Origin of the sequence: Sphingomonas sp. GV3 (assembly GCF_031082075.1) — a bacterium.
In the GTDB taxonomy this organism is placed as follows: Bacteria; Pseudomonadota; Alphaproteobacteria; order Sphingomonadales; family Sphingomonadaceae; genus Sphingomonas; species Sphingomonas beigongshangi.
Map to the genome: position 1 here is coordinate 1,341,974 of NZ_JARWLE010000001.1, position 12,348 is coordinate 1,354,321.

The following is a 12,348-nucleotide window of genomic DNA, read 5'->3' on the forward strand; positions in this document are numbered from 1 at the left end:
GCGAAGGTCTCCATCACCGCCGCTTCTCCGGCCGGATCGTCCGCTGGGAGACGCTTGTTCGTACGGGAACCGCGATCCGCGGGTCCTCGATATTGCCCGGTCCCGGCGCGGACGGGATGGGAGGCGCCGCGCCCAGATAGTCGCGCACCAGCTCGTCAATCGTCGGTTCCTCGCCCGGCGTCTGCAGGCCCTGCTGCTGGCGGAGATAGCCATAGCGCCGCTCGGCCAGCTTGCGGCTGTCCTCCGGCGTGCGGAGGATCGTCGGGCGGATGAAGATCATCAGATTGGTCTTGTTGCGCGACTTCGCCTTCGACTTGAAGAGGTTGCCGAGCACCGGAATGTCGCCGAGCAACGGGATCTTCTCGATCGTTCGACGTTCCTCGTCGCTGAGCAGACCGCCCATCACGGCGATCTGCCCGTCGTCGACGGTCAGCGTCGTCTCGACCTGCCGTTTGTTGAGGATGAGATCGCTGTTGTCGTTCGACACCGGTCCCGCGATCGAGCTCACCTCCAGCCGAAGGTTGAGCTTGATCGAGCCGGAGGAATTGACCTGCGGCCGCGCGGTCAGCTCGATGCCGACGTTTTCCCGCTGCGTCGTGCGGAAGGTATTGTCGAAATTGTTCGACAGCGCCTGTCCGGTGGTGATCGGAATCTCCTGGCCGACCAGGCTGTAGGCTTCCTGATTGTCGAGCGTGACCAGGTGCGGCACCTGCAGCAGGTTCGACGTGGTGTCGCTCTTCACCGCATTGATGATCGCGCCAAAAATCGTGTCGCCGATCTGGCCACCGAACCCGCCGAAGCCGCCGGTCGAGCCGAGGATCGAGCTGATCGCCGACTGGGTCAGCTGGTCCGACGCGCCCGTGTTCGTCGTCACCGTCGTCGCGACGCCATTGGCGACGGTCGTCGTCGTGTTGCGGCCGAGCTCACGCGCGCCGATCGCGCCGGCGATCTGCAGGATGTTGGGCGCGGAGTTCGAAAAGGTCGAGGCCGCGAACGCACCGCCCGACGGGTTGGCGAGGATGAACTGCGCGCCGAGCCGGTTGACGGTGGCGTCGGAGACTTCCGCGACGATCCCCTCGATGACCACCTGCTCGCGGCGCGTGTCGAGCTGCCGCACGACATCGGCCAGTTGGCGCTGGATGTCCGCCGGCGCAGCGATGACGATCGCATTGGCGCCCTGGAAGCGCGTGACCACCGCCGCCGTCCGGCCGCCCTGCGTCGTTATCGCGGGCTGGCCGTTCGCCGCGCCGCCGCCGACGCTCGCCGGCGTCTGCGACACGATCGGCTGCGACAGCGCGGGCGCGCCCATGCGGTTCGTGCCGCCCGAGCCGCCGTTCGCGGTCAGTCCGGAGCCGGCGCGGCTCAGCTGCGTCTGCTGCGGCTGGTCCGGGGTCTGGCCGACCAGTTGCTGCAGCACGGGCAGCAGCTGCGCGGCATCGGCGTTCTCGAGGAACACGACCTTGATCTCGGTCCCGTTCTTCGCCTTCTGGTCGAGGTCCGCGGCGACCGAGGCGAGCCGCGCCACGCTCGAGGCGTCGCCGCGGATGATGACGCTGTTGGAGCTGTCGACCGCGACGACCGACGCACCGACCGCACCGGGTGCGGCGCCGCCGCCCTGCCCGCCGCCTGCCCCGCCGACCAAGCCCTGCAAGGCCGCGGCGATCTCCTTCGCGCTCGCATTCTTCAGCGCGATGACGCGGGTCGAGGCATTGTCCGCATCGACCCGGCGCAGGACCTCGCGCACGCGGCGGATGTTGTCCGCGAAATCGACGATCACCAGGCTGTTGGCGCCGCGATTGGCGCTGACGGATCCTTGGGCGCTGACAAGCGGACGCACCGTTTCGATGGCCTGGGCGGCGTCGATCGAACGAAGGCGCACGATCTCGGTGACGAAGCTGTTGCGGCCGGCCCCGGCCACGCCGATCCGGCTCGGCTGCGCGGCCGCATTGTCGATCGGCTGCACGCGCAGCGCCCCGTTGCCCGTCGGCACCGCGACCAGCCCGTTGGCACGCAGGGTCGACAGCACCGCCTCGAAATATTCCGATTTGCTCAACGGGCGATCGGTGACCACGGTCACCTTCCCCTGCACGCGATTGTCGATGATGAACGTCCGGCCGGTGACCCGCGCGGCATCGGCGATGAACGCGCGGATGTCGGCATCGCGTACGTTGAGCGTGGTCTGCGCCAGCGCGGAGGCCGGCATGGCGACGCCGTTCAGCACGAGTGCGAGGCCAGCGACGGACGGAAGGAGAAAGCGGACGGGCGAAACAGTGTTCATGGCGTGGGTGCGACCGTGATGGCGAGGGGCAGCATCTCGGTGCCGCGCTCGACGGTGATGGGAATATTGCCGCCCTTGGCGAAGTCGGCGGTGACACGATCGACGTCCTGCGGGCCGCTGACCGGGCGGCCGCCGATCGAGACGACGACGTCGCCTTCGCGCAGGCCGGCGGCGCGGAACAGCGCCCCCGAACCCTGGGGCCGCACGACGAGGCCGGTCATGCGGCCACCGTCGATGCGCGGGATGAAGCCGATCTCGTTGCGCAGCTGCCCGGCCTGGATCGCGGGCGCGGAGGATGCGCCGGGTGCCACGATCGCCGGGGCGGGCTGTCCGCCCGGCGCCGGTGCGGCCGCGGGCGCATTGTCCTGCGTCAGGAACAGATCCTCCGGCCGCCCTCCGCGATCGATCGTGATATGGTCGAAGGCGACCGCCTTGAGCGTCACGCCGGGAAGCACCTCCTCGCCGACGCCGATGCTCTTCTGGATCCCATCGGGTCCCGCGACGATCGCCGATCCGCGGCCGGACGCCTCGTCGACCCGGATGCCGTAGAGCGTAAGTTGCAGCGCAGTGACTGCGGCCGGTGCAGCGGTGCCCGCGTCCAGCCGGAAAAAGGGATCGAAGCTCGCCAGCACGTCTGCGGGCTGGCCGGGCACCACGACATCGGCAGGACGCCAGTCGCCGAGCGGCGACACCGGCGTCGCTAGCGTCCAGACCAGACGCGCCGACTGCACCGCCAACGCGCCGAGCAGCACGAGTTCGGCCAGGGAATAGACGTTGACGACCGGCAACCGCCGCAGAAGGCGGCGCGTGCGCGCGTCCAATTTCAAACGCATAGAGGTTTCCGGTCTCGCACCCTTGCGCCCGTGCATGCCATGTTCCGTGCCGATGGCATAGTGCCGAATACTGACGCCATGACGAATTGGCGGCAGCGCCGGCCCGCGGTATCGCAGGCGGCATGGCCAGTCTTCCCATCCTCGGCGACGGTGTCGACCCGCGCCCGATCGCCGACCGCATCCTCTCCCACCCCGGTGTCCAGAAGGTGCCCAATGCCAAGCTCGACCTGTTCCTGGCGCGGGGCTTCCTGCCGCCGGAGAGCTGCGCTGCGCTGATCGAGCGGATCGATGCGGTCCGCCGCCCCTCGACGATCGCGGACCCGAATGGCGATGCCGCCTTTCGCACCAGCGAGACCGGCGACCTGTCCGCCGCCGATCCGCTCGTGCAGGCGGTCGAGGCGCGGATCGCCGCCTTCACCGGCCTCGACCCCGCCCATGGCGAGCCTTTGCAGGGCCAGCGCTACGCCGTCGGGCAGGAGTTCAAGGGGCATACCGACTATTTCGACCCCGACGGGGTTGATTATGCGCGCTATTGCACGGTCGCGGGAAACAGGACCTGGACGATCATGGTCTATCTCAACGAGCCCGAAGCCGGTGGGGCGACGCGCTTCAAGGCGATCGACAAGACCATCCAGCCGGAAACAGGCAAGCTCGTCGCGTGGAGCAATCGCCGCCCCGACGGATCGCTGAACCCCGCCACGCTGCATCAGGGGATGAAGGTGCGCAGCGGGGTCAAGTACGTCATCACCAAATGGTTTCGCGAGCGACCCTGGGCGTGACCACCCCCATTGGGGGGCTCGTCCCCCTCAGAAGGTCGTGCTGAGACCCAGGCTGAACACGCGTCCCAGATTGTAGCGGTTGATGAACACCTCGCGCCCGTTGGCGAAGGTCTGGCTTTCGCGATAGCGGGTCCGCGTCAGGTTGCGCGCCTCCGCCTTCAGCTCCCATTTGCCGCCGGCGACTTCGAATCCCTGGCGCACCACCATGTCGACGCGGATGCCGGGATGTTCGACGATGTCGGGCTGGAAGCGATCGCCGCCCAGCAACGACGGACCGCGGTTGGTGACGCGATCGCTGGCATAGTTGAACAGCAATGTGATCTGCGACAGCGAGGCGGTGTCCTCCAGCCCGACCTGCACGTTGACAAGATGGTCCGACTGCCCGGTCAGCGGCGCTCCGTCGCGGAACAGCTTAAAGGCCCGGCCAAAGCCGGCGGCGCAGCCGTTAACCGGCTGTGCGCCCGGCGATACGTCCGGGACGCAGCTGTCGTCAGCGGTGATCTTCGACTTCGTATATGTATAGTTGGCGATGAACAGCGCCCGCCGCGTGGCGAAGAAGTCGCCGCCAAAGACGTCGCCGAGCTTGAAGTATTTCTGCACCTCGACCTCGCCGCCGTACAGCGTCGCCTTCGGCAGATAGGTGAAACCGGTCTGCAGCCGGTCGTCGGCGCCGGTGTAGAAGCCGACCTGCTCGATCGGATTGTCGATCCGCTTGTAGAAGCCCGCTGCGGTGAAGCGCTCGTCCCGGCCGAAGAACCATTCGTAGCGCGCCTCGAGGTTGTACAGTTCCGAATCGCGCAGGTTCGGATTGCCGAAGAACAAGCGATCCGAATCGGGATCGCGGAACTGCTGCGGGGCGAGCTCGCGGAATTGCGGGCGCGAGATCGTCTTGGCGAAGCTTGCGCGCAGCTGCTGGTCCTTGGCGAAATTCCAGGTCAGCGTCGCCGCCGGCAGGAAATAGTCGTTCTTCAGCCTCGTCGTCGTCGACTTGATCGGCGTCACGCGCTCGTCGCCCGTCTCGTAACGGACGCCGATCACGGCGCGCAGGCCGTCGAGCGCCTCCGCCTCGGCCTGCACATAGCCCGCGTGCACGTCGAGCTTCGCGGCATATTCATAGGCGCCGAGCGGCGTGTTGAACTGCAGCTGGAGCGTGCAGGGGATGGTGTTCGCCGTCTGCGGGCAGGCGTTGTTGATGACGTCCGGGCTCAGCAGATAGTCGGGGCGGAGGAGGTTATAGGGATATTGCGGCGCGGTGCCGCCGCCCAGCGACGTCTGGTAGTTGAACTGGAGCCGCGACGAGGTGCGCTTGGTGCCCTGGTAGAAATAGCCGGCGGACAGCGTCATCGGCCGGTCGGTGTCGAGCTTGTACGAGGCATCCGCCTGCCCCGTGTACAGATCCTCGTTCAGCTTGCTGAAGATGATCGAGGCGAAGGGGGTGAAGCGCTGCGTCACCTGATAGGCGCCGTCGCACTGGAAGCCGCCGGCCTGCTGGCCGCCGTCACCGGTGATCGGCAGGCCGGTCGTGGTGCGGTTCGAACAGAGGTAGTCGAACTGACGCTCATAGGGCGCGTTGCGCTTCGAATTGGCATAGGCGCCGCGGGCGTCCACCTTCAGCGCGTCGCTCAGCTGGAATTCGCCGACCAGCTGGCTTTCGATCAGCTGCCGCTCGAACCAGGCCGTGTTCTGCTGGAAGCGCAGGCCCGACGGGTTGTTGTACAGCGTCGCGGCGGACCCGCGCGCCTGCTTCAGCGTGTCGTGGATATAGACATTGGTCCAGCGCACGGTGTTGCGGCCGAACTCGTAGCCAAGGCCGATCAGTGCATTGGCGACGGCGCGATTGTCGGTGATCAGCGTGCGGAAGTCGTTGCGCAGCTGCCCGTTTTCGCTGACCGAATCCTGCTGCGTCGACAGGCGCGTGCGCCAGGTGTTGCTCGCGCTCAGCGAGGCGATGACGCCGAGGCGGGAGCCGCCCAGGTCGAACACCGATCCGCCGCTGATCTCCGCCGACCAATTGGCGGGGAGCTGGTTGTTGCGCTGTAGCAGAGTGGTCGGCGCGTTGGTCAGCTGGACGACCTGTGCGGCCGGGATGAGGCCCGACCCGCCGGGCGCATTGGTGATGAACGACGGCACCTTGCGCGCGCCGTCGTCGAAACCGATCCAGTCCGCGCCGCCGCCGTAATAGGTGTAGCCGAGCTCGCTGGTGGTCGCATCGTCCGCCGCGATCGTCGCGCCGCCCGACAGGAAGTTCTTGTCGGGGATCGCCTTGGTCGTGAGGTTGATCACGCCGCCGCCGAACTCACCGGGGTAATTGACCGAATAGGTCTTCTGGACCAGCGCCGACCCGACGATCGTCGTCGGAAATATGTCGAGCGGCACGGAGCGGCGCAGCGGTTCCGGGCTCGGCAGCGGCGAGCCGTTGAGCAGCGACGAGGAATAGCGGTCGCCGAGGCCGCGGACATAGACGAAGCCGCCGCCGACCACCGACAGGCCGGTGACGCGGGTCAGCGCGCCCGCGATGTCGCCCTCGCCCGTCCGCGCGATGTCCGCGCTCGAAAGCACCGACACGATCTGTGCCGTGGCGCGCACCGTATTGGGGATGTTGCGGCCGACGACGACGATATCGCCCAGGTCCTGCGTGCCGGGGGCGGAGACCTCGACCTGCTCCTGATCCGTGGGCGTCGCCGCGCCGTCGGCCGGGGCGGGATCCGTCTGCGCATCCGGCGACGTCGCAGTCGTCGAGGGCGTCGTGGGCGGCGGCGTGGCGCTGCCGGTCTGTGCCAGCACGGCCGGCGCCGTCAGCGTCGAGGAGAGAAGGAGGAGCGTGGCGAAGGCGAGCCGCTGCTGCTGCATGACCGTGGATTCCCGGTACGAGGGGTCTTCGAAACAGGTGCCCGGGGCGGCGCTGCCGCCACCCCGGTGCCCGACGATGTCGAGGGGGTGCGCGTCAGCGGCCGTTGCAGGCGAAATAGACCGAGTTGAACGACGGCGGGCCGAAGTCCTGGAGCGTGCTGTCGGCCGGTCGTACGGTGGTGCGGCCCCCAGCGGTCTGCTCGCCCGCGATGATGTTGACGCAGGCGACGCTCGCCGGCGTCTTCACCACGCCGTTGACGAAGCGCATGTCGGACCCGCCGCGCTGGCGGATCGCCGCCGGGGCGAGCGCCGTCTGGATGAAGGTGAAGTTGGCGAAGGTGGAGAAGGTGCGCGGCAGCAGGTCCTCGGCGTTGTTCGAGTCGATCTCGGTCGAGAAGCTGTCCGCGGTCGCGCCCAGCACGCGCTGCGCCGCGACGATGAACTGCATGAAGCCGCGATAGCCGTTGTCGATGTCGAAGCCGTCGTCGTCGGCGCCGGTCACCGCGAAATACTTGATGTTCGTGGCGCCGCCGAAGATCTCGACGCCATCGTCGGCCGAATTGTGGCTCTGTACGTGGTCGATGACGGTGCCCGAGCCGGTTCCGCCCAGCGTCAGCCCCTGCAACTCGTTGCCGTCGCTGATCGCGATGCCCGAATAGCGGATCTGGACATAGGACATCTGGCCGCTCGAGTCGGCGGCGTTGGGCCCGCCGTAAAAGCGGCCCGTCACGCCCTCGATCGCCTGCTCGCAGGTCGTCGACGAGCCCGCGGCGTTGTTCGGGCCCGTACCGCTGCGGCAGACGCCGGTCGGCGCGCGGCCGAGCAGGATGATGCCGCCCCACTGGCCCTGGCTCGCGTCCGATACGCCGTTGGCGACCATGTTCTGCTGCGAGGTGAAGATGATCGGCGCGGTCGCGGTGCCGACCGCCTGGATGCGCGAGCCGCGATTGACCAGCAGCAGGTCGTTGGTCGACTCGTTGGCATTGGCGAAGATCACCACGCCCGGCTCGATCGTCAGCGTGACCCCCGAATTCGCCCCGGTCGTGCCGACATCGGTGCCCACCTCGGTCTGGCCGGTGAAGCGATAGGCGATGCCCGGAATGCGCGGCAGCGTCAGGCTGGTCGTGATCGCCTGCGGGATGTCGCAGACCTTGAAGCCGCCGACGGTGGCGACGTTGGCGGCGCCCGTCGTCGTGCCGGTCGGCGTGTTCGTGCCGGTCGGGCACGACGCGCCCGACGCGAGCGTGCCGACCGCGGGGACCGCGGTGCAGCGCGCGCCCGACCCGCCGAATTCCGCCGAGGTCGAGTTGCAGGTCCAGCCCTGGAAGCTCGTATCGGTCGGGCCGTTGAACGCGCCGACATAGTTGGTGGAGGTGAAGAAGCCGTCGATCCGCGCCGGATCGCCTGCGGTCGCGAGCGACGTCGCGCTCGTCGGATAGATGCCGTTGATCGTGCTGCCGGTGCCGTTGACGTTGTTGTTGCTGCCGGCGTTGACGATCGCAAGCTGCTCGTCGGCGGTCACGGTGATGCCGTTGACGGTGGTCGCGGCGGCGAACTGCGCGGCGGTGATCGCGGCGGTCGGCGTCGGGGTCGGCGTCGGCGTCGGCGACGGCGCGGGCGCAGGCTGCACGATCGTCACGCTGCCGGCACCGGGCGACGCGACATTGTCCGCGCCGCCGCACGCTGCCAGCGCCAGGCTCGCGCTCGTCATCATCAGGAAATTGCCGTAGCGCGTCTTGGCCGCCATGATCGATGCTCCCAGTCGTCGTGTCGTTGGATGTCGGGCAGAGGCGCCCGCGACCGGCCAAGGCATCCCCCCTGCCGGTCTCGAACCGGCGGGTAGGCGCCTTAAATGACATGAGAATGAGATTCGTGTGACGGTGCCGCGTCAGCGATGCGACACTTTCATGACATCATGGGGTGTCAGCGAGGAGCGGGATCGGCGCCCGTCAGGGTCGCTCCGTTGCGTCGTCCGTGGCGTCGGTCGCCATCACCGCGACGTCGTCCAAGATGTTGAAGCCTGTGCGCACACCGTCCACGGTCACGCGCCGGCCGAGCAACGCGACGGCGGCGCGCGGCATGGAGACGAACCAAAAGCCCCCGCCCTCGACGTCGATACGATGACTGGACCGGCGATCGTCCCAGCTCAGCGTGCCGGTGATCACGTGCCGGGTACCTCTTGGCATGTCCGCTGCTCCCCGGAAGTCCGATGCGGTACGCCCCCGCTTGGGTTCACTTCCGACCCTTGGTGATCGGGGAGTTAGTACACCAACCTAGATTGGTCCCATGACCTTTGGGCTGGAAGCCTTGGACATACGTCACAGGCTCCCCGACCATAAGGTTCAGGAAGTGTGACGCTGTTGCGGTCAGCATCTACCGTCTAGGTGGGGGGTACTAATCCCCAGAGCCGTGCGTGGCGGCTCTATGGCTGTTATCCGCCAAGGCAGACCCGGACGCAATGCGGAGCATGGGCGGTGTTGCGCGGTTCGCCGCTCCCCATGCCCCGGACCCTTATGGCATCGGGCCATGAAACCAAAAAGCCCGCCGGTCTGGCGACCTGGCGGGCTATAATGGTGGGCGCGACAGGGATTGAACCTGTGACCCCACCCGTGTGAAGGGTGTGCTCTACCGCTGAGCTACGCGCCCGAAAACTATCGGAGGCGGGCCTTTAGGCGGCGGCACGCCGCCTGTCCAGCCCGAACTTCGTGGATCAGTTGACCGAATCCTTCAGGCCCTTGCCCGCCTTGAACTTCGGCTGGCTCGACGCCTTGATCGTCATCGGCTCGCCGGTGCGCGGGTTGCGCCCCGTCGACGCCTTGCGCTTCGAGACGGAGAAAGTGCCGAAGCCGACCAGGCGCACTTCGTCGCCCTTCTTCAGGCTGGCGGAAATCGCGTCGAACACGGCTTCGACCGCCTTGGTCGCGTCGCCCTTGGCAAGGCCGGAAGTGTCCGCGACCGTGGCGATCAGCTCTTGCTTGTTCATGAACGTTTGCCCCCTTTTAAACCATTGAGAATCGTGTCGACAGGCCGAACTTCCAGTAAGGCCGTCCGTACGGTACGAGTCAATGCCCCCGCCGTCCCGGCGCGGGATGGCGGAGGCTGATGACGGAATTGTGACGATCAGTGGTGGCGTTCGACGCCCGCCGACGCAACCCCCGGCGGCGGCAGCGCGGCAAGTTCGTCCGCGTCGGTCCAGTCGATCGCCTCCAGCGGCTCGGTCAGCGCGAGCGCCAGCACCTCGTCGACGTGCTTGACCGGCACGATGGTCAGCCCATCGCGGATGTTCTGCGGGATCTCGGCCAGATCCTTCTCGTTCTCCTGCGGGATCAGCACCGTCGTGATGCCGCCGCGCAGCGCCGCAAGCAGCTTTTCCTTCAGTCCGCCGATCGGGAGCACGCGACCGCGCAGCGTCACCTCGCCGGTCATCGCCACGTCCTTCTTCACCGCGACCCCGGTCAGCGTCGAGACGATCGAGGTGACGAGGCCGATGCCGGCCGACGGACCGTCCTTCGGCACGGCGCCCTCGGGCAGGTGGATGTGGATGTCCTTCCGGTGGAACAGCGACGGCTTGATGCCATAGCTCGGGCTGCGCGCCTGCACGAAGCTGAGGGCGGCCTGCACCGATTCCTTCATGACGTCGCCCAGCTTGCCGGTCGTCTTCACCTGCCCCTTGCCCGGCACGGTAACGCTTTCGATCGTCAGCAACTCGCCGCCGACCTCGGTCCACGCCAGGCCGGTGACCGCGCCGATCTGGTGCTCCTCCTCGGACAGGCCGTGGCGGAATTTCTGCACGCCCGCGAACTCATGGAGATTGTCGGGCGTGATCGTCACGCTCTCCGCCTTGCCCTCCAAGATGCGGCGCAGCGCCTTGCGGGCAAGCTTGGCGATCTCGCGCTCCAGCGTGCGCACGCCCGCCTCGCGCGTGTACTTCTGGATCAGGGCGCGCAGGCCCGCGTTGGTCAGCGTGAATTCGCCGTCCTTCAGGCCATGCTCGCCGATCACCTTGGGCAGCAGGTGCCGCTCGGCGATCTCCACCTTCTCGTCCTCGGTATAGCCCTCCAGCCGGATGATCTCCATGCGGTCGAGCAGTGGCTGCGGCAGATTGAGCGTGTTCGCGGTGCACACGAACATCACGTCCGACAGGTCGATGTCGATTTCGAGATAATGATCGTTGAACTTCGCGTTCTGTTCCGGATCGAGCACCTCGAGCAGCGCCGATGCCGGATCGCCGCGGAAATCCTGACCAAGCTTGTCGATCTCGTCCAGCAGGAACAACGGGTTGCTCGTCCCCGACTTCTTCAGGTTGGTGACGATCTTGCCCGGCAGCGAGCCGATATAGGTGCGCCGGTGGCCGCGGATCTCGGCCTCGTCGCGCACGCCGCCCAGGCTCTGCCGGATGAATTCGCGCCCGGTCGCCTTGGCGATGCTCTTGCCGAGCGAGGTCTTGCCGACGCCCGGCGGCCCGACGAGGCACAGGATCGGCCCCTTCAGCTTGTTCATCCGCGCCTGCACGCCGAGATATTCGACGATCCGGTCCTTGACCTTCTCCAGCGCGTAATGGTCCTCGTTCAGGACTGCCTCCGCCGCGGGAATGTCCTTCTTGATCTTGCTCTTCTTGCCCCACGGCAGGCCGAGCAGCACGTCGAGATAGTTGCGCACGACGGTCGCCTCGGCACTCATCGGCGCCATGGTCTTGAGCTTCTTCAGCTCCGCGGTCGCCTTGGAACGCGCCTCCTTCGACAGCTTGAGCGTCGCGATCTTCTGCGTCAGCTCGGCGATCTCGTCGCCGTCGCTCTCGTCGTCGCTGTTGCCCAGCTCGCGCTGGATCGCCTTCAACTGTTCGTTGAGGTAATATTCGCGCTGAGTCTTCTCCATCTGGCGCTTGACGCGGCTCTTGATCTTCTTCTCGACCTGCAGGACGCCGAGCTCGCCCTCCATCAGCGCATAGGCCATCTCCAGCCGCTTGGCCGGATCGGTCTCGACCAGCAGCGCCTGCTTGTCGGCGACCTTCACCTGAACATTGGCCATCAGCGCGTCGGACAGCTTCGCCGCCTCGACCAGCTCGCCCAGCTGCACCGCCGTCTCGGGGGGCAGCTTGCGATTGAGCTTGGCGTAATTCTCGAACTGCTCGACGACCGAGCGCATCAGCGCGGTGATCTCCGGTCCTTGCGGTTCGGCATCCTGCATCGGTTCGATCGCGGCGACGAGATGCCCCTCGCCTTCCTCCAGCGTCGTCAGGCGTCCGCGCTGCTTGCCCTCGACCAGCACGCGCACCGTGCCGTCGGGCAGCTTGAGCAGCTGGAGCACGGTGGCGGTGACGCCGACCTCGTACAGGTCCTCGCGCGCCGGATCGTCCTCGGCCGGATCGAGCTGCGCGACGAGGAAAATCTCCTTGTCCGCGGCCATGGCGGCCTCGAGCGCGGACACGCTCTTGTCGCGGCCGACGAAGAGCGGAACGATCATGTGCGGGAAGACGACGATGTCGCGCAGCGGCAGGACGGGATAGATGGTGTGCATGCAAACTCCGCGGCCGCCCGGAACCGGGCGCGGCCTCATGCCACACTATATGGGGAGGCCGCGGCGTCCATCAATCGTTTCGCGGCCAGCC

The 12,348-nt window shown here is 67.2% G+C and carries 8 protein-coding genes and 1 tRNA gene; 1 reads left to right on the plus strand and 8 read right to left on the minus strand.

Going from position 1 to position 12,348, the window contains the following annotated elements:
- Window positions 1-13: 13 nt before the first annotated feature.
- The gene (gene gspD / locus RF701_RS06225) at window positions 14-2,203 is read right to left on the minus strand and encodes a type II secretion system secretin GspD (protein WP_308815621.1); all 2,190 of its coding nucleotides are present in this window, start codon (window positions 2,201-2,203) and stop codon (window positions 14-16) included.
- 71 nt (window positions 2,204-2,274) lie between these two features.
- The gene (locus RF701_RS06230; protein WP_308814435.1) at window positions 2,275-3,111 is read right to left on the minus strand and encodes a type II secretion system protein N; all 837 of its coding nucleotides are present in this window, start codon (window positions 3,109-3,111) and stop codon (window positions 2,275-2,277) included.
- A 122-nt stretch (window positions 3,112-3,233) separates the two neighbouring features.
- On the opposite strand from RF701_RS06230, the gene RF701_RS06235 reads away from it, so the two are divergent.
- The gene (locus tag RF701_RS06235; protein WP_210358041.1) at window positions 3,234-3,890 is read left to right on the plus strand and encodes a 2OG-Fe(II) oxygenase; all 657 of its coding nucleotides are present in this window, start codon (window positions 3,234-3,236) and stop codon (window positions 3,888-3,890) included.
- A gap of 27 nt (window positions 3,891-3,917) precedes the next feature.
- On the opposite strand, the gene RF701_RS06240 is transcribed toward RF701_RS06235, so the two are convergent.
- The 6 genes from RF701_RS06240 to lon form a co-directional block, all read right to left on the minus strand.
- Window positions 3,918-6,740 carry a TonB-dependent receptor domain-containing protein gene (locus tag RF701_RS06240; RefSeq protein WP_308814436.1) on the minus strand — a complete coding sequence of 941 codons (2,823 nt, stop codon included), beginning with the start codon at window positions 6,738-6,740 and terminating at the stop codon, window positions 3,918-3,920.
- 94 nt (window positions 6,741-6,834) lie between these two features.
- Window positions 6,835-8,487: a hypothetical protein gene (locus RF701_RS06245; RefSeq protein WP_308814437.1), complete on the minus strand. Its 1,653-nt coding sequence runs from the start codon at window positions 8,485-8,487 to the stop codon at window positions 6,835-6,837.
- A 202-nt stretch (window positions 8,488-8,689) separates the two neighbouring features.
- Window positions 8,690-8,926 (minus strand): DUF5818 domain-containing protein, encoded by a 237-nt coding sequence (locus tag RF701_RS06250; protein WP_308814438.1) that lies wholly within the window; start codon window positions 8,924-8,926, stop codon window positions 8,690-8,692.
- Window positions 8,927-9,311: 385 nt separating this feature from the next.
- Window positions 9,312-9,386, minus strand: a tRNA-Val gene (locus tag RF701_RS06255).
- 64 nt (window positions 9,387-9,450) lie between these two features.
- Complete coding sequence (locus tag RF701_RS06260; protein WP_203309477.1) at window positions 9,451-9,723, minus strand: HU family DNA-binding protein; 273 nt, start codon at window positions 9,721-9,723, stop codon at window positions 9,451-9,453.
- Between the two features lie 137 nt (window positions 9,724-9,860).
- Window positions 9,861-12,257, minus strand: coding sequence for an endopeptidase La (lon, locus tag RF701_RS06265; protein WP_308814439.1), 2,397 nt, complete (start codon window positions 12,255-12,257; stop codon window positions 9,861-9,863).
- Window positions 12,258-12,348 lie beyond the last annotated feature (91 nt).

Coding starts and splice junctions, on each gene's coding strand:
- gspD (WP_308815621.1), bottom strand. CDS start 2,203: ATGCCGGCCTCCGCGCTGGCGCAGACCACGCTCAACGTACGCGATGCC.
- RF701_RS06230 (WP_308814435.1), bottom strand. CDS start 3,111: ATGCGTTTGAAATTGGACGCGCGCACGCGCCGCCTTCTGCGGCGGTTG.
- RF701_RS06235 (WP_210358041.1), top strand. CDS start 3,234: ATGGCCAGTCTTCCCATCCTCGGCGACGGTGTCGACCCGCGCCCGATC.
- RF701_RS06240 (WP_308814436.1), bottom strand. CDS start 6,740: ATGCAGCAGCAGCGGCTCGCCTTCGCCACGCTCCTCCTTCTCTCCTCG.
- RF701_RS06245 (WP_308814437.1), bottom strand. CDS start 8,487: ATGGCGGCCAAGACGCGCTACGGCAATTTCCTGATGATGACGAGCGCG.
- RF701_RS06250 (WP_308814438.1), bottom strand. CDS start 8,926: ATGCCAAGAGGTACCCGGCACGTGATCACCGGCACGCTGAGCTGGGAC.
- RF701_RS06260 (WP_203309477.1), bottom strand. CDS start 9,723: ATGAACAAGCAAGAGCTGATCGCCACGGTCGCGGACACTTCCGGCCTT.
- lon (WP_308814439.1), bottom strand. CDS start 12,257: ATGCACACCATCTATCCCGTCCTGCCGCTGCGCGACATCGTCGTCTTC.